Raw genomic sequence first — 26,843 nt, 5'->3', positions numbered from 1 at the left:
TGCCGGCTCAAAGGCCGGCATCAAAAGATAGGCAACAGGGAAGTGCGTCGGACCATTATTCCACGGTTACCGACTTCGCCAGGTTACGCGGCTGATCGACGTCGGTGCCTTTGATGATGGCCACGTGATAGCTGAGCAATTGCAGCGGCACGGTGTAGAGAATCGGCGCCAGTTCGTCTTCGATGTGTTCCAGTTCAATCAAGCCCGTCGCTCCGGCTTTGCCGAGACCGGCAGCGCGGTCGGCGAAAACATACAACTGACCGCCACGAGCGCGCACTTCTTCCATGTTGGAGCGCAGTTTTTCCAGCAATTCGTTGTTCGGCGCGACGACAATCACCGGCATATCACCATCGATTAACGCCAGCGGTCCGTGTTTAAGTTCACCCGCCGCATAAGCTTCGGCGTGGATGTAGCTGATCTCTTTCAGCTTCAAGGCGCCCTCCATGGCAATCGGATACTGACTGCCACGGCCAAGGAACAGCGCATGATGTTTATCGGCAAAATCTTCTGCCAGATCGGCAATGGTGTCGTTCAGCGTCAGCGTTTGGTTGATCAGTTTCGGCAACGCGCGCAGCCCTTTAACCAGCCGTTCGATCTCGGCAGCCGCGACACCTTGGTGACGCGCCAGGCTCAAGACCAGCAACATCAAACCAACCAGTTGCACGGTGAACGCCTTGGTAGAGGCCACACCGATTTCGGCACCGGCGCGCATCATGTACGACAGATCGCTCTCGCGGACCAACGATGAACCCGGCACGTTGCACAAGGTCAGCGTGGCTTTGTAGCCGCGCTCTTTGGCGACGCGCAAGGCAGCCAAGGTATCGGCGGTTTCACCCGACTGGGAAATGGTGACGAACAAAGCATTCTTCGGCACCACCGACTGGCGATAACGAAACTCCGAAGCGATCTCCACCTGACAGGGAACACCGGCAATCTGCTCGAACCAATAACGCGCCACCATGCCCGCGTGATAGGACGTCCCGCAGGCGATAATCTGCACAAAGTCGATGCCCGCCAGCAGCTCATTGGCGCTGACACCGAAGGCTTCGGTGACGACATCCCTCGCACCCAGACGACCATCCAGCGTTTGTTCAATGGCGTGTGGCTGCTCAAAAATTTCTTTGAGCATAAAGTGCTTGTAGGCGCCTTTATCACCGGCATCGTGCTGAACATCGCTTTGCTGCATTTGACGTTCAACCGGCCGGTCGTTTACATCGATGATGGTGACGTTGCGTCGGCTAATCTCGGCCACATCGCCTTCTTCGAGATAGATAAAATCGCGCGTAACCGGCAACAAAGCGAGCTGGTCGGAAGCGACAAAATTCTCGCCAATACCCAGACCAATCACCAGAGGTGAACCGGAACGGGCGACGACCAGACGCTCTGAGTCGCGACGATCCACCACCGCCATGCCATAAGCACCGACCATTAACGTCCGGGCTTTTTTGACCGCTTCGAGCAGGCTGCCGGTGGCGCGTAATTCACGCTCTACCAGATGCGCAATCACTTCGGTATCGGTCTGCGAAACAAACTGATAGCCCTGTTCTTTCAGTTCTTCGCGCAACACTTCGTAGTTTTCGATAATGCCGTTGTGCACCACTGCCAGGCTGTTGCCCGAGACGTGCGGGTGGGCATTCATTTCGTTCGGTTCACCGTGCGTTGCCCAACGAGTGTGCGCAATGCCCGTGCCACCGTTCAGCGGGTTTTGTTCCACCGCTTGCGCCAATTCGGCCACTTTACCCACACGGCGAACCCGGCTTAGGGCGTCGTCATTAATGATCGCCACACCGGCGGAATCGTAGCCGCGATATTCCAAACGGCGCAGGCCTTCAATCAGAATTTCTGCCACATCGCGCTGGGCGACGGCTCCAACAATGCCACACATAGGAGGCTCCTTTTATTCGCTCTACCCGCGCAAGCGGCGAGTTTTTCAATTCTAAAAAAACGACGCTTAATTTTTAGTGGGTCGCTGCCATTTACTGATGCTGACCTGACGCGCGCGGCCAATGCTTAACTGATCGGCCGGCGCGGTTTTGGTGATCACTGACCCGGCACCAATAAAGGCGCCGTCTTCCAAGGTTACCGGCGCAACCAGGGTGGAATTCGAACCGACGAACACACCCGCGCCGATATCCGTGCGGAATTTATTGGCGCCATCGTAATTGCAGGTAATGGTACCGGCACCGATGTTGGCGTTGGCGCCCACCCGTGCGTCACCCACATAACTGAGGTGATTGATCTTGGCGCCGGCTTCAACCTGAGCGTTTTTGGTTTCAACAAAGTTGCCCACCTTGGCACCGTCGCCCAAAGTGGTCCCCGGACGAATGCGCGCAAAAGGACCGACGTTCACCTTGGCACCCAGATCAGCCTGATCGATCACGGTGTTGGCTTCGATCACCGCGCCATCGCCCAGACGCGCATTGCGGATCACACAGTTGGGGCCGATCTGTACGCCGCTGCCCAACACCACTTCGCCTTCAAAGACGGCGTTCACGTCGATATAACAATCGGCGCCGACGGTGATCGAACCACGCACATCAATCCGCGCCGGATCCGCCAGCGAGCATCCGGCGAGCATCAATTGTTCGGCCTGGCGGTATTGGAAACGTCGTTCCAGGTCGGCCAATTGCACACGATTATTGACGCCCAGCGTCTCTTCTTCGTCGGCCGGTTGCGCGGTGCGAACCGCTACCTTTTCGCTGACGGCCATGGCGATCAGGTCGGTCAGATAATATTCGCCCTGGGCGTTGTCGTTACCCAGACGTGGCAACCACTGATGCAACACCCAGGCAGGCATGGCGAGAATGCCGGAGTTCACTTCGGTAATGGTTTTCTGTTCTGCATTGGCGTCTTTTTCTTCGACAATCGCCTGCACATCGCCCTCGGCGTTGCGCACAATGCGGCCGTAGCCGGTCGGGTTATTCAGCGTCACAGTCAGTAAGGAAATGGCGTTGTCATCCACCTGACCGATCAACTGGTTCAACGTTTCAACGCGGGTTAACGGCACATCGCCGTACAACACTAAAACGGTGCCACTTTCGGGCAAATTAGGCAGCGCCTGCGCGACGGCATGGCCGGTGCCCAGTTGTTCGCTTTGCAACGCGAAGCGCACCGGCTGGTCGGCAAAATGAGCTTTTACCGCCTCGCTGCCATGACCGACCACCAGCGTAATGTCAGACGCAAATTGACGAGCAGTATCAACCACATGCTGCACCAGTGGCCGACCCGCCAGTGGATGCAACACCTTGGGCAGGCTCGATTTCATGCGCGATCCCTGGCCTGCCGCTAAAACAACTACATTGACGTCCATGCGTCGACTCCATAGATAAATCGGTGAATGGCCTGCATTGTAGAGCCAAAGCGGGATGACACAACCCAGCTTTAGTCAGGATTTTTTTGACGAAATGAAAAGTTGTCCCGGTGTACCTGACCCGACGCATCGGCGATAATGCCGCCACGAAATAATGAAGGACCTAAGCATGCACATTCTGGTCACCGGCGCCGCCGGCTTTATCGGCTATCACCTGAGCCAGGCACTGCTGTCGCGCGGCGACAGCGTGGTTGGCATCGACAACCTGAACGACTACTACGACGTTACCCTGAAAGAAGCGCGTTTGGCGCAATTGGATGGACAACAGGGTTTCGAGTTTGAGCGTCTGGATGTCGCCGACCGTGACGGCATGGAAGCGCTGTTCGCCAAACACCGCTTTGATCGCGTCGTGCATTTGGCGGCTCAGGCCGGAGTGCGTTATTCGATTGAGAACCCGCACGCTTATGTGCAGGCCAACCTCGTCGGCTTTATGAACATTCTCGAAGGGTGTCGCCACCAGCAAGTGGCGCATCTGGTTTATGCGTCGTCCAGTTCGGTTTATGGCGCTAACGAGTTGCAGCCGTTCAGCGAACAGCACGCGGTGGATCACCCGGTGTCGCTGTACGCGGCGTCGAAAAAATCCAACGAGATGATGGCGCACACCTACGCCAGCTTGTATGGACTGCCGTGCACCGGGCTGCGGTTCTTTACCGTCTACGGGCCGTGGGGCCGGCCGGATATGGCGCTGTTCAAATTCACCCGCGGCATTCTCGACGGCACGCCAATCGACCTGTACAACGGCGGCGATATGGTGCGCGATTTCACCTACATCGATGACATCATCGAAGGTGTGGTGCGCACCACCGATCACATTGCTCAGCCCGACCCGGACTGGAGCACCAAAGCGCCTCGACCAGACACCAGCTACGCGCCTTATCGGTTGTACAACATTGGTAATAACACGCCGGTGAAGCTGCTCGATTTTGTTGACGCCATCGAAACAGCCGCGGGCAAAAAGGCACAGCGCAATCTGATGCCAATGCAGGATGGCGATGTGCCCTCGACGTACGCCGATGTGTCGTCGCTGGAAGCCGCCGTCGGCTTTAAACCCTCAACCCCGATTCAGGCGGGCGTCGATCGGTTCGTTGCCTGGTACCGCGATTACTATCACGTGTAATCCGCCGGTGTGAACGAACCCGGCGGTCACACCCAACCAAAGGCCCGTAACGCCACCAGCCCAACGCTGGTGGTGACCAGACTGAGCACCGTTGACGTCGCAATGATCGACGCCGCCAGATTGGCATTGCCGCCCATGGCGCGCACCATCACATAGCTGGCGGCGGCCGTGGGTGACGCCGACATCAAATAGAAAACGCCGAGTTCCAGACCGCGATAACCCAGCCAGAACGCCACCAACACCGCCGAAGCCGGCAGCAGCACCAGCTTAAAACCGGACGCCCAGGCACTGACCCGGCCGGCTTCCAAAAAGCCGCGCCACGACAAACTGGCACCGACGCAGATCAACGCCAGCGGTAAGGTCATACGCGCAAAATAATCGCCGGTATCGAGCACCCATTGCGGCACTGGAATGCCCAATAAAACGATGGAAGACGCCAGCACGATGGCAATGATCAACGGGTTCTTCACCATATCGCGCAGCGCATCGACCACCGGATGACGCTCACTGACGCGCGGTGACCAACGACTCAAGGTCACCACCGCCAGGATGTTGTACAGCAAGGTCACAAAGGCGAGATACACCGACGCCAGCAGCGCCGCTTCCTGACCGAAGGCGTTCAGGCAAAAGGCCAGGCCAATGATGCCCATGTTGCCGCGAAAACTGCCTTGAACGAACACACCACGTTCATCGTGGTGAGGAACTAACGGCCGCGCCAGCAACGACAACACGACGAACCAGATAAGATTAAAGCCCAACGCCAACAGGATAATACCGCCGCCGGGCATGCCGGTCGGTCGCGCGCTGACGATGTTGATAAACAACAGACTCGGCAGGGCAACGTTAAAAACAAGCTTGGAGCCGCCCTGAACAAAGGCATCATTCACCCATTCCCAGCGGCGAAACGCCATACCGAGCACCACCACCAGCGCAATAGGGCCGGTCACTTCGAGTGAGAACAACAACAGGGCTAACACAGTGGGAGGCGTCCATCGGAAAAGGGGCGCCCAGTATAGAGAGCCAATCCGGCCGGGGCCAGCAACGCTGCGGCCACGACCGGGGCTTTTGGGGTCTTACTTGAGGCGCTTGATGTCAGCCTCGATCTCTTCGATTTTGTTCTGAACAACCTTTTCCAGGTGGTGCAGATCGTCGAGAATTTTCTTCTTCAGATCGGTTTCCACGTGCACGCGACGGGCAATGGAATCCAGTTCGTCGACCAACTGACGCAGCGCCGGAGAAATTTCCGTGGTATCGAGGTAGCTGCCGGTACCGCTGTCGACCTTGACGCGCTTCTGCTGACGCGGGTACTTAAACTTCTCGCTGCGGGCAAACAGATCGCCCTTTTCGCGCTTGTAATAGATCTTCAGAATATCGTCGTAGCCTTCGGTACGAAGGGTATACTTTTCGATCTTGTCGGTGTCGGTAACGCCGACAGCATTCAGGTGTTCAAACATCGAGCATCCTTGAGCGTATGTGAGAGTGAGTGTTGAGCCGTACAAATTTTGTACTGAGCCTAGATTACGCCAACAGTTACCGCAATCAACTAGCAAGCGGCGTGCCTGTCGCAGTTCCATAAAACCCAGCTTAAAACGGAAATTTTTGCACCATGACGTTGCACATTCGCCTGATTGAACTCGAACGCTATCTGCCTGACGTCTCCAACGATGCCGATTTACAGCGTGCCTTTGGTCCGCTGAAACGCTACTGCCGTGAACAAGCCAACCGCGCGTTAACGCTGGCGCCTTTTTCAGATACCGACCGAGGTGAGGCCGCTCTGGTCATCATCGGCACCGATAAAGGTCAGATCGAAACCGAGGTGAGAGCACTGGAAGAATGGATGGAGGCGAATCTGCCCGGGCAGATGCTGAGGTTGGAAGCCAACTGGTTGTAGCCTGGCTCAGCTAAAAACGCCACCGACGCAATGCGCGCCGATGGCGTGGATCTGGCGTTAACGTCTGTCTCAGTTGCGACCGACGGCGTTCAGGTCCGCGAAGGTTTTTTCCAGTCGCTTGACCATGCTTTCTTCGCCTTTGCGCAACCAGACGCGCGGGTCGTAGAACTTCTTGTTCGGCTTGTCGTCGCCTTCCGGGTTACCGATCTGGCTTTGCAGATAAGCTTCGTTTTCCTGGTAGTAAGCGCGAATGCCATCCCAGTTCGCCCACTGTGTATCGGTGTCGATGTTCATCTTGATGACGCCGTAGCTGATCGCTTCTTTGATTTCCGCCTCAGAAGAACCCGAGCCGCCGTGGAAGACAAAGTTCAAGGCGTTGTTTTCCAGACCGAACACTTCGCTACAGTGCGCTTGCGAATCGCGCAGAATGGTCGGTTTCAGTTTCACGTTACCCGGCTTATAAACACCGTGCACATTGCCGAATGACGCGGCGATGGTGAACCTCGGGCTGATGGCATTCAGTACTTTGTAGGCGTAGGCGACGTCTTCGGGTTTGGTGTAGAGGTTCGATTCATCAACGTCGCTGTTGTCGACGCCATCTTCCTCACCGCCGGTAACACCCAGTTCAATCTCCAGCGTCATGCCCATCTTGCTCATGCGTTCCAGATACTTGGCGCAGGTTTCGACGTTGTCTTCCAGGCTGTCTTCCGACAGATCGATCATGTGCGAGGAGAACAGCGGCTTACCGGTTTCGGCGAAATGTTTTTCACCGGCGTCGAGCAAGCCGTCGATCCACGGCAGCAACTTACGGGCAGCGTGGTCGGTGTGCAGAATAACCGGTACGCCATAGGTTTCAGCCACGGTGTGCACATGGCGTGCACCGGCCAGCGCGCCAAGAATGGCATTGCCTTGGCCTTCCAGCTTCAGACCTTTACCGGCAAAGAAACCGGCACCGCCATTCGAGAACTGAATAATGACCGGCGAGCCGACACGAGCGGCGGCTTCCAGGGTGGCGTTAATGGTATCGGTGTTAACGCAGTTTACCGCGGGCAATGCAAAGCCTTCGGCTTTGGCCACTTCAAAAATTTTCTGGACATCGTCGCCTGTGGCGACACCGGGTTTGACGACATCAAATACTTTGGTCATAGCTGTAACCCTCTTGCTGGGGCGGCCAAGCCGCCCATCGGTGTTATTTTAGTCTTGGGCGCGCTGCTCGAGAATTTCAACGGCGGGCAACTTCTTACCTTCTACGAATTCCAGGAAAGCGCCGCCACCGGTGGAGATGTAAGAGAAGCGCTCTTCCATATCGAACTTCTGCACCGCTGCGATGACATCGCCACCACCCAATACCGAGAAAGCACCGCTGTCGGCAATGGCTTCGGCAACGGCCTTGGTGCCTTCGGCGAAGTTATCGAACTCGAAGACGCCGCACGGCCCGTTCCACAAAATGGTCTTGGCGCCTTTGAGAATCTCCGCGTACTTGGCCGCGGTCTCCGGACCCAGATCCATGATTTCTTCGTTGTCTTCAACCTGGTCGACAGGCTTGATGGTCGCCTTGGCGGTGGCGCTGAATTCGGTACCGACGCGCACGTCGACCGGCTCGGGAATGTCGAGTTTTTCCATCAGCGCCTGGGCATCGGGAATCAGGTCTTTTTCGTGCAGTGACTGGCCCACGTTATGGCCGCGCGCAGCGACAAAGGTATTGGAGATACCGCCGCCCACAATCAGGCGATCGCAAATCTTCGACAGGCTTTCCAATACGGTCAGCTTGGTGGACACCTTGGCACCACCGACCACGGCGACCATCGGCCGTTGCGGATTTTCCAGCGCCGCACCCAGCGCTTCCAGTTCAGCGGCCAACAGCGGACCCGCGCAAGCGACGGGCGCAAACTTGGCGACACCGTGCGTCGACGCCTGAGCGCGGTGTGCGGTGCCGAAGGCGTCCATCACATAGACGTCGCACAGGGCGGCCATTTTCTGGGACAGGGCGTCTTCATTTTTCTTTTCGCCGACGTTAAAGCGAACGTTCTCCAGCATGACCACCGGCGCGTCGTTCTCCACGCCATCAATCCAGTCTTTGATCAGGGGAATGTCACGGTCAAGCAGCTTGCCCATGTACTCAGCCACCGGCGCCAGTGAGGCTTTGGCGTCGTACTCGCCTTCGGTCGGGCGACCGAGGTGCGACATGATCATCACCTGAGCACCTTGCTTCAGTGCCAGTTCAATGGTGGGCAAGGAGGCGCGGATGCGCTTGTCCGAGGTCACTTGGCCGTTATCGTCCAGCGGGACGTTCAGATCCTGACGAATCAGTACGCGTTTTCCAGCAAGATCGAGGTCGGACATCTTGATCACAGACATGGCGGTTCCTTTCGGCGAAAAATGTAAGGGCCGCCATTGTAGACCTTGAGGCGGCTCGAATCACCCGCTTTGTAATTTTCCTACATTTTGGCCGCTGCGCAGACAGAATCCCGGACCTTTGTTACACTGCACACCCAGCTTGCCCACCCACCTCTTGAGCTGGATTTTCGATGAATACCGCCCCTATTTTTATCGGCATCGCTGGCGCGTCCGCGTCCGGTAAAAGCCTGTTAGCCGGCACCGTCTATGACGAGCTGCGCCGTGAATTGGGCGATGACGCCCTCGCCATCATCAAAGAAGACAGCTACTACCGCGACCGCAGCGAGCTGACGTTCGAAGAACGCGAAGCCATCAACTACGACCACCCAAACGCCTTCGACCATGACTTGTTAATCGAACATCTGGACCAGCTGTCCAACGGTCAAAACGTCGATATTCCTATCTACGACTTCACCATTCACAACCGCTCACCGGAAACCTTTCCGCTCAAACCGGTGCGCATCATCATCATCGAAGGCATTTTAATTCTGCACGATAAGGCCATTCGCAAACGCCTCGATGCCAAGGTCTATATGGAAACGCCACTGGATATCTGTCTGGTACGCCGACTGCAACGCGACATCGCTGAACGCGGCCGGACGGTCGAGTCGATCATCGAGCAATACAAGCGCACGGTGCGACCGATGTTCCTGGAGTTTATTGAACCGACCAAACAATTCGCCGACATCATCGTGCCGCGCGGCGGTAAAAACCGCGTCGCCATTGAGATGATCAAAGCACGGATTCTGCAGATGCTGGGTCACTAAGACCGACGCAGGGTCGCCATTGCCAGCAAGGCCGAGACTGCCATCAGCAACAACGCCACGGCATTCAGCACCGGCGTGGAACCTTCACGCAGCCGGTTAAAGAGCGCCACGGTTAATGGCGTATCGCTGCCGGTCAGCATCACGGTGGTGTTGAAGTTCTCGAACGACATCAGAAACGCCATGGCCGCCGCACCGAAAATGGCGGGCAATAACCAGGGCAAGGTGACGGTAAACCAGGCGACGATGGGTGTGGCGCCCAGATTCAACGCCGCTTCTTCTAACTGCGGATCGAACTTACGCAAACGCGCCGCGATGATCAGCGTCGACAAGGTGGTAATAAACGCCACCTGACCGGCAATCACCAGCGGCAAACCGGGCCGGAACAGATCGAGTTCAATGCCCCAGTTCAACGACACCTGATTCGCCATGCCGCTGTAGAACACCAGAATCGACACGCCTAAAATCACGCCGGGAATGACCAGCGGCAGCAGCATCACCAGATACAGCAATTCCTTACCACGAAACTGAATCCGCTCGAACAAGACCGCATTAACGCAACCGAGCGCGACCGAAATAACCGTCACCCAGAACGCCACCAAGACACTGACCCAAAGTGCGCTCAATAAGCCCTGATCGTGAAACAAACCGGTGCGATTGCCACTTTCGGCGGCATCGGCGAAATACCAGTCGAGGGTAAAACCCTGCCAGGGCAGCGACGGGAAATTGGAATCGTTGAACGCGAACACCGCTGTCACCACCAGCGGCAACGCCAGATAAATAAAGAACGCCAGCAGATACAGCCCATAGAGGCTGATAAACCAGCGTGAACGCGGAACCGAGCGAATCATCCCAACACCTTGCGCAAATTCTGGCCGGTTAAACGCAGTCCCAGCCACACCAGCAACGACGACAACACCAGCAACAAAACACCCAGCGCCGCACCCTGTTCCCAGTTAAAGCGGGTAATAAACTGCGTGAAAATTTGCTGGGTAAACCAGGCGCTGTCTTTGCCGCCCATCAAAGTGGGCGTGAGGTAAGAGCCCAGCGTTAACATAAAGACAACGATGCAACCGGAAACAATGCCGGGCATGGCCCAGGGAATCACCACCTCGCGCAGAACGTTCCAATGATTGCCGCCCAGGTCGTAACCGGCTTCCACCAGATTGTCGTCGAGACCATCGAGCGTGGTCACCAGCGGCACCACCATAAACAGCAACGCGTTGTAGACCAGACCGACAATCACCGCTGCGTCGTTATAGAGCAGTTCCACCGGCCCATCGACCCAGCCCAGCGCCTGCAACCAGCCGCTGAACAGACCGCTCTCGCGCAGCAAAATCATCCAGCCATAGGTGCGCACCAACTCGCTCGCCCAGAATGGAATCAGACAGGCCAGAAATAAAACGCCACGCGCGCGACCCCGCGCCAGCTTGGCGATGTACCAGGCGATGGGAAAACCGATCAGCAAGGTCAGCGCTGTGGTCAGCATCGACATCACGCCGGTGCGGATAAAGGTGCGCCAGTAATAGGATTCCGCAAAGAAGTTGCTGTACTGGGTGACACCCCAACTGAGGCTGTCCCAGCTTTCGCGAACCTGAAAAGACACGCGCAGCATCTGCACGTGGGGCAGCAGCACCAGGAGCACGATCCACAGCACGAACGGCGTCAGCAACAACAGCAACGATAATTTGCCCGCGGTTCGGTTCACACTTGCGCCTCAGCAAACACAGTGGCCCGTTGCGGCTCCCAACCGAGCGAAACCGTGGTCCCCGGTTGCAGATCACCGACCGAACCATCCTGTGGCAAGCGCGCAAACAGCTCACGCTCACCAAGCCGGGTTTCAATGCGGCTGTTGGCGCCATCGAACAAGGTGGTGCTGAGCTGAGTTTCGATGCGGCTGAACGAGGCCGGTAAGTCCGCCCCAATCAGCATCGATTCAGGCCGGATAAACAGCGACGCGCGCTGGCCCACCGCTAATGCCGAGGACGGACGACCACTGACTTCACCGCCCGTATCGAGCCGCAAACGGACGCGTTCGTTATCAACACCGAGCACTTCGCCATCGAGGCGATTGTTGTCACCGACAAAACTCGCCACAAAGGGCGTGGCCGGTTCACGATAGAGCACATCCGGCGCGGCCACCTGATCGAAACGACCGTTGCGCATCACCGCCACCCGGTCTGACATCACCAGCGCTTCAGACTGATCGTGAGTGATGTAAACGAAGGTGGTACCAAAGGCTTTTTGCAAATGCTTAAGCTCGACTTTCATTTGCTCACGCAGTTTCAGATCGAGCGCACCGAGCGGCTCATCGAGCAGCAGCAAGGTCGGCTCCAGCACCAGACAACGCGCCAAGGCCACGCGCTGCCGCTGACCGCCACTCAACTGCTGCGGCATGCGATCGCCCAATCCCGGCAAGCCAACCTGCTCCAGCACCCGCTCGGTTTTTTTGCGACGCTCAGCCGCTGCGACCTTACGACGCTTCAAGCCATAGCCGATGTTGTCGGCCACACTCATGGTCGGAAACAAAGCCAGATGCTGAAACACCATATTCACCGGCCGCTTGTTCGGCGGCACGGTGTTCATGCGTTGATCGCGAATGAAGATGTCACCCGAGTCCGGCCGGTCAAAACCCGCCAGCAACCGCAGCAAGGTGGTTTTGCCACAGCCGGACGGCCCCAGAATCGAGAAGAACGACCCGGCAGGTACGTCCAGCGATACCTGATCCACCGCCCGGTGTTCTCCAAAGCGGCGGACCAGATCCGTGCAATACAGATCAGAGCTCATCGGCAATCAGTTCGCCGCTTGAATGCGATCTAACACCTGACCTTCAATGGCTTCCAGACCCGGCGGCACCGGCGGATACCAGTTGATGTTGTCCAGCGCGTCCTGATCAAAGCTGGCGCGGTAGGCATCACGCAGCTCGGCACGGACAAAGGCATCGGCACCCACCGAGGCGGTGAAGTTACCGGACTGGTTGGTGATCTGAGCGGCAATTTCCGGACGCATCACAAAGTTGATCCATTGGTAGGCGGCATCCAGGTTTTCGGCACGGCGTGGCAGCGCAAAGGTATCGATCCAACCCAGGGCGCCGGATTCCGGTGCAACAAAATTGATCGACGCGTCTTCGGCATTCAACGTCCAGCCACCGGCATCCCAGGCCATGGCCGCGGTGACTTCACCGGTGCGCAGCAATGCCAGCAACTGGTCACCACCGCTCCAGTAGGTTTTCACGTTCGGCTTGCAGTCGATCAGCTCCGCTTCGACCTTTTCCAGAATGGCGCGGTATTCGCCTTCGTCGTTATAGGCCGCGAAGGGGTCTTCGCCCATCGCGTAGGCAAAACCAATCAACGTCGGACGCTTGAGTCGATAGGACACACGACCGGCAACCGCATCGGCGCACAGGTCGGTGTAATCGGTCACGGTGTTGGCCGCTGCATCAGCAACGATCAGGCCACTGGTGCCCCAGACCGCCGGCACACCGTATTGGTTGCCGTTCAACGAGGTCGACTCACGAGTCGCGCTGAGCATGGACGCCTGGAACAAATCGCTTTCAATGCGGCTCATATCCAGCGGCTGGTAAATGTTGAACTGGCGCTGCACGCCGATGATGCGGTCCTGGCTTGGCTGCGCCAGATCGAAACCGGCACCACCGGTGGCGCGCAGCTTGGAAATCATGTCTTCGTTGTTCGACAGCGTGACCTGAACGTCGATGCCGGTTTCTTCTTCAAATTGGGCGACAACGGCATCCGGAGCGTAACCACCCCAGGTGAGCAGGCGCAGTTCATCGGCCTGAACGGACGAAATAACCCAGGTCGTAGCCAGCAAACCCAGGCCTAAGCGGTGCAGTGTATTCATAGTGCTTCCCTCAGCTTCCAGTGCAGATTAAAAGACGTTTGAATTTGACCCGACCACGCTAGGGACAATATATGGCAAATTGATGACCGCCGGTCAAACACCGTGTTAGCCCGTCAGCAGTCTGCAAATCCGCTGGACCGGGTTCGGGGACCGTCTGTTAAACTCTGGCGCTTGTGCTGCCAGCAGGCAGGCCAACCGAGGACGTTCCATGACACCCTGGCAATCCATTCTCGATTTCTGGTTTGGCGATCAGGAACCCCCAGAGCCGGCGTTTCGTAAACGCTGGTTCCGCGGCGGTGCGGAGGTCGATCAGCAGATCTCCGAACGCTTTGGTGAATTGCATCAGCGTGCGGTGGACGGTGAGCTCGACGCCTGGCTGTCGCACCCGCACGGCCGGTTGGCGTTGATCCTGTTAATCGATCAGTTCAGCCGCAATCTGTACCGCGGCCAGGCAGAAGCCTTTGCCTGGGATCATCGTGCTCAGCAATGGACGCTGGAGGCGTTGGACGGCGAGCATTACCCGGCGCTCGCTGCCAGCGGCCGGATGTTCTGCCTAATGCCACTGATGCACGCGGAAGACCTGGCCTTACACGACCGCTTGGCCGACGCCATTGAGCAGCTGTGCACCGACTTCCCGGAACAGCAGGATTTTCTCGACGGCCTGCGCACATCGGCGATCGAACACCGCGACATCATTGTTCGTTTTGGGCGCTACCCACATCGCAACGCGGCTGTCGGTCGCACCAATACCGATGAAGAAGTGGCCTACCTGGCTGGCGATGCGGCCCGTTTTGGGCAATAACACTGGAACTCCCGGCACCGATCCGGGTCTGAATACTCCGGACAACCCGGTTAATGGAGACTTCACGATGAAACGGCTGCGCTTAACTCTGCTGTCATTTGTACCCGCCATACTGCTGAGCGGCTTTGCTGCGGCAGAAAGCCCGACCCAGGCCGAAATTGAGCAGATGCTGCACGATTACCTGATGGCACACCCGGAAGTGATTCAGCAGTCGCTGGATCGCTACGAGCAACAGCAAGCCGCTGCTCGCCAGGCCGCCGAACAGGAACGGCTGATGGCGTTGACCGATCAACTGGAAGCCAGCGACAACGACCCGGTGATTGGTAACCCCAACGGCAGCGTGACGCTGGTTGAGTTCTACGATTATAACTGCGGTTATTGCAAACGCGCCGACTCAACCGTCCAGGCGCTGATCGACGCCAACCCCGATCTGCGCGTGGTCTACAAAGAGTTTCCCATTCTGGCGGAAACGTCACTGACCGCGGCTCAGGCCTCACTGGCTCTGCACAGTCTCTACCCGGCACAATTTGAAGACTTCCATCGCAACCTGCTTGGCCGTCGCTCACTGCCATCTCACGACGCCGTCTGGGATGCGATTGACGATATGGACGGGGTCGACGTCGACGCCGTTCGCGAAGAAAGCCAGGCCGACTGGATTCAGCAAACCCTCGCCGAAAACCGCCAATTGGCGCGCGCACTGGGCATCAGCGGTACACCCACCTTCGTGGTTGGTGGTCAGCTTCTCAAAGGCGCCTACCCGCAAGCCACCATTCAGGCGGCCATCGACGACGCCAGTTGAGCCGTTATAACAGGCATAAAAAAACCCGGCCATTACCGGGTTTTTTTATGCGTTCAGAGGCTCAATGTTAACCGACCGCAGCGGCCGAACGGTCCGGCTCTACCGCCGCGCGCTCACCGTGAATACGAGCCAGGCCTTCACCAATGACCCGCTCCGCTGCTTTCATCGCTTCATCGGCACGCAGCTCATCCATCTGAATCGGCGGGTGGATGATCACATCAATGGTGCCTGGCAGTTTGACGAAGCGTTTGTTCAGCCAGAAATCGCCGGAATTGTGCGTCACCGGAATGATCGGTGCATTGGCGGCTTTGGCCAACACCGCGCCACCGCGACGGAAGGGCAACAAAGCATGGGGTTTGGCGCGGGTGCCTTCGGGGAAGATCAAAACAAACACACCATCGCGCAGCTTGGGAACGCCCTGCTCCATAATCTGCGTCATCGACGCTTTGCGGTCAGCGCGGTCGATGGCAATGGGTCGCAACAGCGAGAACGTCCAGCCAAAAAACGGGATGCGCAGCAGGCTCTTTTTCACCACCTGAGTTTGCGGCCGGAACAGGCGCTGCAGGAAAAAGGTTTCCCAGGCGCTTTGATGATTGGAGACGACCACGCCGGCAGTGCCATCCAGATGTTCCAGGCCGGTCACCCTGTACTTAATGCCCAGAATCCAGCGTGTGCCCCAGACGGCTACCTTGGCCCAGGTGCCAATCACAAAGTGATAACGCAGCCGATAGGGCAATAAGAAGGCAAAAACGCCACAGAAGCTGGCCCATGCAATGGTAAAGGGGCCATAAAAACAGGCATAGAAAATAAACGTTCGCAGATAAGCCAGCCACATAGCGCCGGTTCTCGCCCAAATTCAACACGAACATTCAGTTTAACGGCAATCTGCCAAACTGCGGTGTCGAAAAAGTGAATTGATCCTTTCCCGGGTGGAAAGAAGAGCGCCGCCGTTCAGCGGCGCGGGTGCATGATGCTCATTTTATTGCTGTAACAGCGAAATATCCGCTACTTGCAAAAACAGCTGTCGCAACCGGGCGAGCATCGCCAGACGATTCGCCCGCACGGCGGCATCGTCGGCCATCACCATGACGCCATCGAAATAGGCATCAACGCTGTCGCGCAACACCGCCAAGCGCTGCAAGGTGCCTTGGTAATCGCTCTTAGCCAGCAAAGGCGCCACTTCAGCCTCGGCCGATTGAAGGGCATTCCACAGCTGACCTTCCGACGCTTCACTGAACAGACCGGCGTCGACGTCGGCAGCAACGTCGTCGCCGGCTTTGCTGAGCAGATTGGACACGCGCTTGTTCGCTGCCGCCAAGGCTTCGGCCTGATCCAGCACCGAGAAATTGGCGACGGCTTTAACGCGACGATCGATGTCCAGCGGACGACTCAGTTCCAGCGCACGCACCGCCTGGAACACATCCGGGCGAATGCCGGCATCGCTGTACAGCGCACTGAAGCGATCCAGTGCGTAGCTGACCACCTGCTCCACCACGGTATCACGCTGCGGCAAGTCGGCGTGTTGATCGGCGGCGTAAGCGACCAATTCGCGCAAGTCCAGGTCCAGTTCACGCTCCACCAAAATACGCAGCACACCCAGAGACGCGCGACGCAGCGCGAAGGGGTCTTTGGTCCCAGTCGGTGGCTGGCCAATGCCAAACAGACCCGCCAGATTATCCAGTCGATCGGCCAAGGCCACGGCCATGCCCGCACGCGTTTTGGGCAACTCGTCACCGGCACCGGCCGGACGATATTGCTCGGCAATGGCCTGCGCCACTTGCGGGTCTTCACCGTCGTTTAAGGCGTAGTAATAACCGGCGATGCCCTGCATATCGTCGAACTCGAACACCATATCGGTGACCAGATCGGCCTTGGCCAACCAAGCCGCGCGTTCGGCATTGTCGACATCGTCACCCAGGCGGCGGGCGATCTCGGCGGCGATGGCTTTCAGGCGTTCGGCCTTACTATAGAGCGTGCCCAGCTGCTGCTGGAAGGTCACCGCTTTGAGTTTTTCCACCCGATCGACCAGCGGTGTTTTGCGGTCGGTATCCCAGAAGAAAGCAGCATCGGCCAGACGTGGGCGAATCACTTTTTCGTTACCGGCAATCACCTGCGACGGGTCGCGGCTTTCCAGGTTGGCGATAAACACAAAGCTCGGCGCCAGCTCGCCATCATCGGTCACGGTGGGGAAATATTTCTGGTGTTCCTGCATGGAGGAAATCAGTGCTTCGGCAGGTACGTCAAGGAAACGCTCCTCGAACCGACCCAGCAACGCCACCGGCCACTCGTTCAGAGCGGTCACTTCGTTCAGGAGGTCGTCATCGATGACCACCTGCACACCGGCTTCGCGGGCAACGCGTTCGGCATCACGCTGAATGCTGTCGCGGCGTTCATCAAAGTCGGCCAGAACAAAGGCTTTTTTCAGCGCTTCGGCGTAATCCGCCGGTTTGCTCAACGCAAAGGATTCCGGCGCGTGGAAGCGATGACCCCGGCTCTCATTGCCGGATTCAACGCCATAGACTTCCGCCGGTACCACTTGATCGCCAAGCAGCATCACCAGCCACTGCACCGGACGCACGAATTCAACGCGGCTGCTGCCCCAGCGCATGCGCTTGGGAATCGGCAAGGTATCGAGCGTTTGCTGCACCAGTTCTGGCAACAGTTCCAGCGCCGGTTTGCCCGGTTCAACACCGCGATAAACCAACCACTCGCCTTTGTCGGTGTCCATACGCTCCAGTTGATCGACGCTCACACCGTTGGAGCGGGCAAAACCTTCGGCGGCCTTGGTCGGGTTACCGTCGGCATCGAAGGCGGCTTTCACGGCCGGGCCACGACGTTCAAAGGCTTCGTCTGGCTGCGACAGTTGCAGACCTTCTACCCACAGCGCCAGACGACGCGGCGCGCCATAGCGATGACTGTTGCCATGGCTCAAGCCGGCACTTTCCAGGCGTTGCAGCAAGCCATCAGCAAAAGCGTCCTGCAGCGATTTCAAAGCTTTGGGGGGCAGCTCTTCGGTGCCCAGTTCGATCAGAAAATCGGCCTGTGTCATGCGTTTTGATCCTTACTGTCGGCGTCGTCGGCACCGAGAATTTCATCACGCAGCGCCTGCGGCGCCATCGGGAAGCCCAGCGCTTTGCGGGCGTCGTAATAGGATTGCGCCACCGCCCGCGACAAGGTCCGCACACGCAGGATGTAACGCTGGCGTTCGGTGACTGAAATGGCATGGCGGGCGTCGAGCAGGTTAAAGGTGTGACCGGCCTTAAGAATCTGCTCGTAAGCGGGCAGCGGCAGGTTGGCGTCGATCAGCTTTTTGGCTTCGCCTTCGTGGTATTCGAATTGGCGGAACAGATTGTCGACATCGGCGTGCTCGAAGTTGTAGGTCGATTGCTCCACTTCGTTTTGCAGGTAAACATCGCCGTACGTCACTTCGGTGCCATCCGGGCCGATGGTCCAGATCAGGTCGTAAACGTTATCGACGTCCTGAATGTACATCGCCAATCGCTCCAGGCCGTACGTCAATTCGCCGGACACCGGATAGCACTCAATGCCGCCGACCTGCTGGAAGTAGGTGAACTGAGTCACCTCCATGCCGTTCAGCCAGATTTCCCAGCCCAGACCCCAGGCACCCAGCGTCGGGTTTTCCCAGTTGTCTTCAACAAAGCGAATGTCGTGCACCAGTGGGTCGATGCCGATGGCTTTCAGCGAACCCAGATAGAGTTCCTGAATATTGCTCGGGTTTGGCTTGAGGATCACCTGATACTGATAATAGTGCTGCAGGCGGTTGGGGTTTTCGCCATAGCGACCGTCGGTCGGGCGTCGCGAAGGCTGCACATAGGCCACGTTCCAGGTTTCCGGACCGAGCGCGCGCAAAAAGGTCGCCGGGTGGCTGGTGCCGGCGCCGACTTCCATATCCAGCGGTTGCAGAATGACGCAACCCTGGTCTGCCCAGTATTGCTGCAGCGTCAGGATCAGACCTTGGAAGGTCAGGCGATTATTGGCAGTCGTATCAGTCACAGCGGTCAGCCCCGGTGCTTGTTCGAATATGGATGATTGGTCAAAAACAGAGCGCCGCATTATACATAGGCGGGCGTGGTGGGTCACCGCACCTACCCAGACCGAACGCCTGACTTTGCTCGCTCAGTGCAAACGGCTAGGCTGGTCAGCCGTTAATAACAGCCAGGAAGTGCCATCATGACCGATCGACTGGAACTGAACTGCCACTGCGGTAAAACCACCCTGGCGGTTCGCGGTCGTCCCATGCTCAACGTCGAATGCCTGTGCAACAGCTGCCGCCAGGCCGGTGCAGTGCTGCAACAACGACCCGGCGCACCAAGGATTGTTGATAACAAGGGTGCGACGCGCTTTGTGCTGTATCGCAAAGATCGCGTGCAGTGCCTTCAAGGCGCCGACCAGCTGCGCGAACATCGAATAAAAGACGACAGCAAAACCCGACGGGTTGTTGCCCAGTGCTGCAACACACCCATGTTTCTGGAATTCACTCAGGGACATTGGCTCAGTCTCTATGGCGCACTCTGGCCCAGTGACCAATTACCCGCCTTGGAATTACGCACCATGGTCGGTGACTTGCCGGATCAGGGTGCCGCTTTACCTAAAGATGTCGCTAATTTAAAAACGCATTCAGCGCGTTTTTTCATTCGCTTGCTCGGTGCCTGGCTGGCCATGGGCTTGCGCACGCCACGCCTTGATTACGTTCGGGGTACGCTCGATCCGAATTGATTCAACTGCGCCAGAATTGCGGCGAGAACAACACCAACAAGGTGAAGATTTCCAGACGCCCCAGCAGCATGGCAAAACACAGCAGCCATTTGGCCAGCGCCGGTAAGTCGGCGTAATGGGCAGCGACATCGCCCAGGCCCGGGCCGAGGTTATTGATCGAGGCGCCGACGGCCGACCAAGCGGTATCGAAATCCAAACCGGTGCCGAGCAAAGCGAACAGCAAGGCGGCGTAGGTGATCACATAAAAACTGAAGAATCCCCAGACCGATTCCACCACTCGGTCTTCAATGCGACGGTTACCAATCTTGATGGGAAACACACCGGCCGGATGCACCAGCCGACGAATTTCGCGCAGGCCCTGTTTGATCAACAGCAAGGCACGAATCACCTTAATGCCACCGGCGGTTGAACCGGCACAACCGCCGATAAAGGACGCCATCAGCAGCATAAAGGGCAAAAACAGCGGCCAGGTGGAAAAGTCGGCGACACCAAAACCGGTGGTCGTGAGCACCGACACCGCTTCGAACAACCCGTAACGCAGGGAGTCGGCAGCGCCATAGGTGCCACCCAGCCACAACACCAGGACCGTCAAAGCAATCAACGCCACCGCAATCACCAGGAAAAACCGGTATTCGGGGTCGAAGAAATACTGCCGCAAGCTGCGCATCCGCCAGGCGACAAAGTGCAAACCAAAATTCGCGACCGACAACAGCATAAAAGCAACGGCAATCATCTCGATCAACGGACTGTCGAAATATCCGATGCTGGCATCGTGGGTGGAAAACCCGCCGATGGCGACCGTGGCAAAAGCATGACCGATGGCATCGAACAACGACATTCCCGCCGCCCAGTACGCCAGCGCGCAAATAATCGTCAACGCCAGATAGACATACCACAACGCCTTGGCGGTTTCGGTAATGCGCGGTGTGAGTTTGTTGTCTTTCATCGGCCCGGGCGTTTCGGCGCGGTACAGCTGCATGCCACCAATGCCGAGCATCGGCAATACCGCAACCGCCAAAACGATGATGCCCAAACCGCCCATCCACTGGAGTTGCTGACGATAGAACAGCAAACTCTTGGGTTGATCATCGAGGCCGGTAATGACCGTCGCCCCGGTGGTGGTCAGACCGGAAAAACTTTCAAAGAACGAATCGGTGAAGGTGGTGGTAGCCGCAGGCGCGAGGGTAATAGGAATGGAACCGGCGAACCCGAGCACGATCCAAAACAGCACCGTGATGATAAAGCCATCTCGGGTGCGCAATTCGGCTTCGTGGCGGCGCACCGGTAACCAAAAGACAAAGCCGACGGTCAGCGTCAGCAGAAAACCCAGGACGAAGGCGTTATGAATGCCATCGCTGTAGATAAACGACACCAGCACCGGCGGCAACATCGACAGACTGAACACCATCAGCAACAGGCCGAGTACTTTTAGGGTCAGTCGAAAATGCATGGAATCCGCCGGTGCGTCCTGAATTAAAAGAAGGTAAGACCAACCTGGAACAAGCGCTCAACATCGCTGATGCGTCGCTTGTCGATCAAAAACAGAATGACGTGGTCATCCGGTTCAATCACCTGTTCACTCTGGGCAATCAGTACTTCGTCGTTACGCACGATGGCACCGATGGTACAGCCTTCGGGCAAGTCGATATCTTCAATGGCGCGACCGACCACTTTTGAAGAGCGCGCATCACCGTGGGCAATGGCTTCAATCGCCTCGGCGGCACCGCGACGCAGAGAATGCACGTTGACGATGTCGCCACGGCGAACGTGCGTCAGCAAGCTGCCAATGGTGGTTTGCGAGGGTGAAATCGCCACATCGATTTCACCGCCCTGCACCAGATCGACGTAAGCCGAGTTATTAATCAGCGTCATCACTTTGCGCGCGCCGAGCCGTTTGGCCAGCATCGAGGCCATGATGTTGGCTTCGTCGTCGTTGGTCAGGGCCAGGAAGATATCGGTGTCTTCGATGTTTTCATCGAGCAGTAATTCCTGATCGGAAGCATCGCCGCGCAGCACCACGGTCTGGTTCAGATGTTCGCTGAGCAACCGACAACGCTCGTCGTTGTGCTCCAGAATTTTCACCGAATACCGACCTTCCAGTACCGTTGCCAAGCGAAAACCGATGTTGCCGCCACCGGCGATGATGATGCGTTTGTAGTTGCGTTCTTTACGGCGCAACTCACTCATCACCGCACGGATATCGGATTTACCAGCGATGAAAAAGACTTCGTCTTCGGCTTCAATCACCGTCGAGCCTTCAGGAATAATTGGCCGGTCTTTACGGAAAATCGCCGCCACCCGTGTCTGCACCGACGGCATATGCTGCTTCAGAAAACGCAATTCCTGACCAACTAGCGGACCGCCGTGATACGCCTTCACCGCCACCAATTGCAGCTTCCCGTCGGCAAAGTCGAGCACCTGCAATGCACCCGGTGTTTCGATCAAACGCTGAATATAGTTGGTTACCAACTGTTCCGGACTGATCAACACATCGACCGGAATCGCTTCGGGCGCGAACAGTTTTTCGCTGTGTTTGGTGTATTGCGGACTGCGAATGCGGGCAATTTTGGTGGGCGTGCGGAACAGGGTGTAAGCCACCTGACAGGCGACCATATTGGTTTCGTCACTGGGCGTGACGGCAATCAGCAAGTCGGCGTCTTCGGCGCCCGCCTGACGCAATATGTTGGGCAACGAGGCCAGGCCCTGAACGGTGCGGATATCGAGTCGGTCCTGCAATTCACGCAGCCGGCCACCGTCGAGATCCACCACGGTAATGTCGTTATCTTCGCTGGCCAGATTTTCGGCCAGAGTGGCGCCGACCTGACCGGCGCCGAGTAAAATGATTTTCACGTGTGTTCCTTACGCCGTCGCTTCGGCCTTTTCCAGCAACGCGAAATAGAAGCCATCGTGCCCACCGGGCTGTGGCAGCCACTGTACCCCGAACTCCGCGGGCGCGTCACCCGCCAGCGTCAATGACACCCGCTGAGCATCGCTTTGGCGCTGCAAGAATGCGGCGATGCGCGCGCTGTTCTCGCGCGGCAAAATGGAGCAGGTCGCGTACAGCAAACGGCCACCGGGTTTGAGCGTGCGCCACAGTTGCGCCAGCAAACGATCCTGCACCTGAGTCAGAAAATCGATGTCTTTGGGACGACGCAGCAGTTTGATATCGGGGTGACGTCGAATCACGCCGGTGCCGCTGCACGGCGCGTCGAGCAGAATGCGGTCGAAGGGTTCACCATCCCACCAGGCGTTGAGGTCAGCGGCATCGGCGGCCTGCAAATGGGCGCTTAAACCGAGACGATCGAGGTTTTCGGTAACGCGCTGCAAACGGCTGTCGTCGATATCCAGAGCGGTTACCTCGATCTGTGCCGACTCCAGCAGATGACCGGTTTTACCACCCGGAGCGGCGCAGGCATCGAGCAGGCGTTCGCCGTCTTCCGGCGCCAGTAACAAAGCGCATTGCTGAGCGGCTTCGTCCTGAACGCTGACATCGCCGTCGCTAAAACCGGGAATCGCCAGCACTGGAACCGGCTGCGCCAGGGTGACAGCGCTGGGCGTTTGTTCACAGGCGGTCGCTTCCAGCCCTTCGTTGTCGGCCAACGCTAACCAGTCATCACGCTGAATGCGTGACTGATTCACGCGCAGCGTCATCGGCCCTTGGACGTTACCGGCGTCCATCACCGCCTGCCATTGATCGGGATAGGCCTGACGCAATTGACGCGTCAGCCAGCCGGGGTAACCCGCACTATTTTGCAGACCGGCAATCAGTTCGTCGCCTTCACGCTGGAAGCGACGCAAGGCCGCATTGAGCAGCTTGGCGGCCCAGGGTTTTTTCAGCGTTTTGGTGCCGTCGACGGTTTCATAGAGCGCCGCGTGTTCGGGCAGATCGAGTTGCCACAACTGGTATAAACCCACCACCAGCAGCATGTGTACAACCCGTTCTTTGCGCTGGATCGGTTTGTCGAGCAGCTTGCGAGTCAGTTCATCGAGGCTCAGATAATGACGCGCGCAGCCATACACCAATTGCTGATAAAAACCGCGCTCTTCTTCAGGCAGTTGTTCGCGACGCGACGGCAATAAATCGTTGAGTGAACGTCCCTGATCGACCAACTGCAGCAAGGTTTGGGCGGCCAGCACCCGGCTGTTGGTCATGCGTTCGCCTCGCCCAGTTTGGGTTGCGCTTCAAAATCAGCGCGACGGGCGCGCAGCACGTCAGCGACGGTCATGGCTTTTTTACCGGGCAATTGAATGCGCTCCAGTCGTAATACGCCGTCGCCACAGGCGACATCCAGACCGGCATCGCTGATGGCGAGAATGTCACCGGGCTCGGACGTATGGGTGTCATCCAGCAAGCACGCCTGCTGCACTTTTAAGGTATCGCCGTTCCAACGGGTGTAGCTGCCCGGCCAGGGTGTCAGGCCGCGGATCTGGCGATCGAGATCAGCGGCTGAACGATGCCAGTCCAGTTCGCCTTCGGCTTTGCTGAGCTTGGTGGCGTAAGTGGCCAGCGCATCGTCCTGCTGTTCGCCGCTCAGGGTGCCGGCTTCCAGGCCATCCAACGCCTCAATCAGCGCTGGTCGACCCAGTTCAATCAATCGGTCGTGCAAGACCGCGCTGGTGTCGGTCGGTTCAATGGCGCAGTCGGCTTTGAGCAACATGGCGCCGGTATCGAGGCCGATGTCCATCTGCATGATGGTCACCCCCGTGCGCGCATCGCCCGCAAGCAAGGCGCGGTGAATCGGCGCCGCACCGCGCCAACGCGGCAACAAAGACGCATGGACGTTGATGCAACCCAGACGCGGCGTATCGAGCACCGCCTGCGGCAACAATAAACCATAGGCGACCACCACCAGAATATCGGCGCCAATGGCGGCGAGTTCGGTTTGGGCATCGGCGGATTTTAAGGAGGTAGGCTGGTAGACCGGAAGGTTGGCATCGACGGCCACCGTCTTAACCGGCGATGGCGTCAGTTTGCGACCGCGCCCAGCCGGACGATCCGGCTGGGTGTATACGGCGACAACGTTGTGATTGGAGCTCAACAGCACTTTCAGGTGCTCGGCCGCAAACTCCGGCGTGCCGGCAAAAACAATGTTCAGGCTCATCGATCAGGAGACCGTCAGCTTATGCTGCTTCTCCAGCTTCTTGCGGATGCGGGTACGCTTCAGGTTCGACAAATAGTCGACGAACAACTTGCCATCCAAGTGATCGATTTCGTGCTGAATGCAGATGGCAAACAAGTCTTCAGCTTCGAACTCGATGGCTTCGCCCATTTCGTTCAAGGCGCGACAGCGGATTTTGTCGGAGCGGGTGACGCGCTCGTAATAACCCGGGACCGACAAACACCCTTCCTGTGTTTCCACCGGCTCACCGAGCTTGTCGTATTCAGGGTTGATCAGAATGTGCGGATCGGACTGATCTTCGGAGACGTCGACCACAATGATGCGCTCATGCACATTCACCTGACTTGCCGCCAGACCGATGCCCGGGGCGTCATACATGGTTTCGAGCATGTCCGCCGCCAGCGTGCGATGCCGCTCTTCCACCTCGGCCACCGGCTTGGCTTTGGTACGCAGCCGCGGATCGGGGTATTCGAGAATCTCTAATTTGGCCATGGTCTTAATCGCTTCCTGACAACCGGATATGAATGAATATTGTACAGTATGTAGACAGATTTCGTCGTTTCAATTAGCCGACATTCCAACCGCTGATAGCCTAGCACTATCGCGTGTTTCTGCCTGACGCCACTGCTGTGATTTATCACTCAGTTCCAGTCAAAGGCGTCCGCCTCATCTTGGCGAACCTTCGTTCACTGTTAGACTGCCTGAGCTTTGCCTGTCCAGGAGGGACAGCGAGCAGCGCGCGGCGCGGATTGTAACGGGAAAGCGGCCCTGGGGAAATTCAGCAACGCCGCTTTTGTGTGTGCTTCTGGTTACACCGCGTCAGTTACCGGCCTGAATGTGCCGGAATCTCGACAAGGAGTTCAGGGAATGAACGATGATCGTCTGCTGTGGTTGCGCTGGGTGCTGACGCCCGGCCTGGGTGTGCGGCGCAGCCACTCGCTGCTAAACCGGCTCAGTCATCCACAGCAGTTGTTTGATCGGCCCGAGCGCTGGTCATTACCTACCGACCTGACCGCCACGCTGCTGGAAATGAAACGCCTGGGTGAACAACACCCGGTGCATCGGCAGGCGCAGGCTCAACTGCGCTGGGCGGAAGCGGGCCAGCATCATCTGATCAGCTTGCAGGACGCTCGTTACCCGTCTTTATTGCTGGAAATCCCCGATCCGCCTCTGCTGCTGTGGGTCAAAGGCGATGCTGAGTTGTTACGCCAGCAGCAAGTCGGCATGGTCGGCAGTCGCAATGCCACCCTAGCGGCTCAGCGTCATGCCCGACAGCTCGGCCGCGAACTCAGTCTGGGTGGTTTGGTGATCACCTCCGGTGGTGCCGCCGGCATTGATGGCTGTGCCCACCAGGGCGCTCTGGACGGTTCAGGCCAGACCATTGCGGTATTGGGGTGCGGCGTGGATGTGGTTTACCCCAAAAGCCATCGGTCCTTGTTTGAACAGATAAGCGCCGCCGGTGCATTAGTGTCCGAGCATCCGCTGGGAACCCAGCCCAAGCCTGGGCATTTTCCCCGCCGTAATCGCATCATCAGCGGTTTAAGTGACGCGCTCGTAGTCGTAGAAGCGGCACAGCGCAGTGGTTCATTGATTACCGCCGAACATGCCCTCGAACAAGGCCGCGAGGTATTTGCGTTGCCCGGTGATATCGGCAATCCAAATGCGGCCGGGTGTCATCGGTTGATTCAAGATGGCGCGGGCTTGCTGGCCAGTGCCGATGATTTACTGGCGGTGCTCGCACCCGGTCATCGCACCTCAATGGCAAAGCCATCGTCCAACTCGATACCCGACGCCGATCTGCCCGCCATTCAAATGAGTCTGTTGGCCTTGCTGTCGAGCGAACCCCAGGCTCTGGAAACCCTCAGCCAACAATTGGCGTGCAGCCCTCAGTCGTTATTAGAGCCTTTATTGGAGCTCGAACTGGGGGGGTGGATTCAGCAGCAACCGGGCGGCTACTGCCGACTGTAATGCGCCTCGGCCCCATAGCG

General features: G+C 57.7%; 25 protein-coding genes. 7 read left to right on the top strand and 18 right to left on the bottom strand.

Features of this window, described 5'->3' with window-relative positions; genetic code table 11:
• Positions 1 to 55 precede the first annotated feature (55 nt).
• On the bottom strand, positions 56 to 1,885 hold the full coding sequence (gene glmS / locus BGP77_RS05730; protein ID WP_108163756.1) for a glutamine--fructose-6-phosphate transaminase (isomerizing): 1,830 nt from the start codon (positions 1,883 to 1,885) through the stop codon (positions 56 to 58).
• 66 nt (positions 1,886 to 1,951) lie between these two features.
• Positions 1,952 to 3,310 (bottom strand): bifunctional UDP-N-acetylglucosamine diphosphorylase/glucosamine-1-phosphate N-acetyltransferase GlmU, encoded by a 1,359-nt coding sequence (glmU, locus tag BGP77_RS05725; RefSeq protein WP_108163755.1) that lies wholly within the window; start codon positions 3,308 to 3,310, stop codon positions 1,952 to 1,954.
• A gap of 169 nt (positions 3,311 to 3,479) precedes the next feature.
• Here glmU and BGP77_RS05720 point away from each other — a divergent pair, with 169 nt between their 5' ends.
• Positions 3,480 to 4,487 carry an NAD-dependent epimerase gene (locus BGP77_RS05720; protein WP_108163754.1) on the top strand — a complete coding sequence of 336 codons (1,008 nt, stop codon included), beginning with the start codon at positions 3,480 to 3,482 and terminating at the stop codon, positions 4,485 to 4,487.
• A 26-nt stretch (positions 4,488 to 4,513) separates the two neighbouring features.
• Here BGP77_RS05720 and BGP77_RS05715 read toward each other — a convergent pair whose 3' ends face one another.
• Entirely contained in the window at positions 4,514 to 5,464 is a 951-nt protein-coding gene (locus BGP77_RS05715) for an AEC family transporter (protein WP_199224203.1), read from the bottom strand.
• A 96-nt stretch (positions 5,465 to 5,560) separates the two neighbouring features.
• Positions 5,561 to 5,941 carry a DUF3461 family protein gene (locus tag BGP77_RS05710; RefSeq protein ID WP_108163753.1) on the bottom strand — a complete coding sequence of 127 codons (381 nt, stop codon included), beginning with the start codon at positions 5,939 to 5,941 and terminating at the stop codon, positions 5,561 to 5,563.
• A gap of 152 nt (positions 5,942 to 6,093) precedes the next feature.
• Here BGP77_RS05710 and BGP77_RS05705 point away from each other — a divergent pair, with 152 nt between their 5' ends.
• Complete coding sequence (locus tag BGP77_RS05705) at positions 6,094 to 6,378, top strand: hypothetical protein (protein WP_108163752.1); 285 nt, start codon at positions 6,094 to 6,096, stop codon at positions 6,376 to 6,378.
• A gap of 69 nt (positions 6,379 to 6,447) precedes the next feature.
• Here the strand turns inward: BGP77_RS05705 and fbaA are convergent, their stop codons facing one another.
• Entirely contained in the window at positions 6,448 to 7,524 is a 1,077-nt protein-coding gene (fbaA, locus tag BGP77_RS05700) for a class II fructose-bisphosphate aldolase (RefSeq protein ID WP_108163751.1), read from the bottom strand.
• A gap of 48 nt (positions 7,525 to 7,572) precedes the next feature.
• The gene (locus BGP77_RS05695) at positions 7,573 to 8,736 is read right to left on the bottom strand and encodes a phosphoglycerate kinase (RefSeq protein WP_108163750.1); all 1,164 of its coding nucleotides are present in this window, start codon (positions 8,734 to 8,736) and stop codon (positions 7,573 to 7,575) included.
• Between the two features lie 170 nt (positions 8,737 to 8,906).
• Here BGP77_RS05695 and udk point away from each other — a divergent pair, with 170 nt between their 5' ends.
• Complete coding sequence (udk, locus tag BGP77_RS05690; RefSeq protein WP_108163749.1) at positions 8,907 to 9,542, top strand: uridine kinase; 636 nt, start codon at positions 8,907 to 8,909, stop codon at positions 9,540 to 9,542.
• Here the strand turns inward: udk and BGP77_RS05685 are convergent.
• Genes BGP77_RS05685 through BGP77_RS05670 form a run of 4 tightly spaced genes read right to left on the bottom strand, consistent with a single transcriptional unit; the run spans position 9,539 to position 13,397 of the window.
• Complete coding sequence (locus tag BGP77_RS05685; protein WP_108163748.1) at positions 9,539 to 10,390, bottom strand: ABC transporter permease; 852 nt, start codon at positions 10,388 to 10,390, stop codon at positions 9,539 to 9,541. The two genes, udk and BGP77_RS05685, sit on opposite strands and share 4 nt — an antisense overlap.
• Positions 10,387 to 11,247, bottom strand: coding sequence for an ABC transporter permease (locus tag BGP77_RS05680; protein ID WP_108163747.1), 861 nt, complete (start codon positions 11,245 to 11,247; stop codon positions 10,387 to 10,389). Before BGP77_RS05680 ends, BGP77_RS05685 begins: the two co-directional genes overlap by 4 nt.
• Entirely contained in the window at positions 11,244 to 12,326 is a 1,083-nt protein-coding gene (locus tag BGP77_RS05675) for an ABC transporter ATP-binding protein (protein ID WP_199224202.1), read from the bottom strand. Before BGP77_RS05675 ends, BGP77_RS05680 begins: the two co-directional genes overlap by 4 nt.
• Before the next feature lie 6 nt (positions 12,327 to 12,332).
• On the bottom strand, positions 12,333 to 13,397 hold the full coding sequence (locus BGP77_RS05670) for an extracellular solute-binding protein (RefSeq protein ID WP_108163745.1): 1,065 nt from the start codon (positions 13,395 to 13,397) through the stop codon (positions 12,333 to 12,335).
• A gap of 208 nt (positions 13,398 to 13,605) precedes the next feature.
• Here BGP77_RS05670 and BGP77_RS05665 point away from each other — a divergent pair, with 208 nt between their 5' ends.
• Together BGP77_RS05665 and BGP77_RS05660 are read left to right on the top strand one after the other, a co-directional pair.
• Complete coding sequence (locus BGP77_RS05665; RefSeq protein WP_108163744.1) at positions 13,606 to 14,199, top strand: DUF924 family protein; 594 nt, start codon at positions 13,606 to 13,608, stop codon at positions 14,197 to 14,199.
• Between the two features lie 67 nt (positions 14,200 to 14,266).
• On the top strand, positions 14,267 to 14,998 hold the full coding sequence (locus tag BGP77_RS05660; protein ID WP_158269280.1) for a DsbA family protein: 732 nt from the start codon (positions 14,267 to 14,269) through the stop codon (positions 14,996 to 14,998).
• A 67-nt stretch (positions 14,999 to 15,065) separates the two neighbouring features.
• On the opposite strand, the gene BGP77_RS05655 is transcribed toward BGP77_RS05660, so the two are convergent.
• The 3 genes from BGP77_RS05655 to glyQ all read right to left on the bottom strand — a co-directional run bounded on the left by BGP77_RS05655 (position 15,066) and on the right by glyQ (position 19,012).
• Positions 15,066 to 15,833 carry a 1-acyl-sn-glycerol-3-phosphate acyltransferase gene (locus BGP77_RS05655; RefSeq protein ID WP_108163742.1) on the bottom strand — a complete coding sequence of 256 codons (768 nt, stop codon included), beginning with the start codon at positions 15,831 to 15,833 and terminating at the stop codon, positions 15,066 to 15,068.
• Between the two features lie 144 nt (positions 15,834 to 15,977).
• Positions 15,978 to 18,047: a glycine--tRNA ligase subunit beta gene (glyS, locus tag BGP77_RS05650; protein ID WP_108163741.1), complete on the bottom strand. Its 2,070-nt coding sequence runs from the start codon at positions 18,045 to 18,047 to the stop codon at positions 15,978 to 15,980.
• Complete coding sequence (glyQ, locus tag BGP77_RS05645; RefSeq protein ID WP_233252311.1) at positions 18,044 to 19,012, bottom strand: glycine--tRNA ligase subunit alpha; 969 nt, start codon at positions 19,010 to 19,012, stop codon at positions 18,044 to 18,046. Before glyQ ends, glyS begins: the two co-directional genes overlap by 4 nt.
• 177 nt (positions 19,013 to 19,189) lie before the next feature.
• On the opposite strand from glyQ, the gene BGP77_RS05640 reads away from it, so the two are divergent.
• A complete protein-coding gene (locus BGP77_RS05640; RefSeq protein WP_108163739.1) occupies positions 19,190 to 19,735 on the top strand; it encodes a GFA family protein in 546 nt (181 codons plus the stop codon).
• A gap of 1 nt (position 19,736) precedes the next feature.
• Here the strand turns inward: BGP77_RS05640 and BGP77_RS05635 are convergent, their stop codons facing one another.
• From BGP77_RS05635 to def, 5 genes are read right to left on the bottom strand one after another with little or no spacing between them, the layout of a single operon-like run.
• Positions 19,737 to 21,185, bottom strand: a complete 1,449-nt coding sequence (locus BGP77_RS05635; protein ID WP_108163738.1) for a TrkH family potassium uptake protein — start codon at positions 21,183 to 21,185, stop codon at positions 19,737 to 19,739.
• A gap of 23 nt (positions 21,186 to 21,208) precedes the next feature.
• Positions 21,209 to 22,585 carry a Trk system potassium transporter TrkA gene (gene trkA, locus BGP77_RS05630; protein ID WP_108163737.1) on the bottom strand — a complete coding sequence of 459 codons (1,377 nt, stop codon included), beginning with the start codon at positions 22,583 to 22,585 and terminating at the stop codon, positions 21,209 to 21,211.
• Between the two features lie 9 nt (positions 22,586 to 22,594).
• Positions 22,595 to 23,887, bottom strand: a complete 1,293-nt coding sequence (gene rsmB / locus BGP77_RS05625; RefSeq protein ID WP_108163736.1) for a 16S rRNA (cytosine(967)-C(5))-methyltransferase RsmB — start codon at positions 23,885 to 23,887, stop codon at positions 22,595 to 22,597.
• Complete coding sequence (gene fmt / locus BGP77_RS05620; protein WP_108163735.1) at positions 23,884 to 24,837, bottom strand: methionyl-tRNA formyltransferase; 954 nt, start codon at positions 24,835 to 24,837, stop codon at positions 23,884 to 23,886. The genes rsmB and fmt overlap by 4 nt, the downstream gene beginning before the upstream one ends.
• A 3-nt stretch (positions 24,838 to 24,840) precedes the next feature.
• Complete coding sequence (def, locus tag BGP77_RS05615; RefSeq protein ID WP_108163734.1) at positions 24,841 to 25,347, bottom strand: peptide deformylase; 507 nt, start codon at positions 25,345 to 25,347, stop codon at positions 24,841 to 24,843.
• Between the two features lie 375 nt (positions 25,348 to 25,722).
• On the opposite strand from def, the gene dprA reads away from it, so the two are divergent.
• The gene (dprA, locus tag BGP77_RS05610; RefSeq protein ID WP_108163733.1) at positions 25,723 to 26,823 is read left to right on the top strand and encodes a DNA-processing protein DprA; all 1,101 of its coding nucleotides are present in this window, start codon (positions 25,723 to 25,725) and stop codon (positions 26,821 to 26,823) included.
• Positions 26,824 to 26,843: the final 20 nt, after the last annotated feature.

The sequence above is a fragment of the Saccharospirillum sp. MSK14-1 genome (assembly GCF_003054965.1).
Lineage (GTDB): Bacteria > Pseudomonadota > Gammaproteobacteria > Pseudomonadales > Natronospirillaceae > Saccharospirillum.
This window is presented reverse-complemented; position numbering and strand designations above follow the sequence as displayed.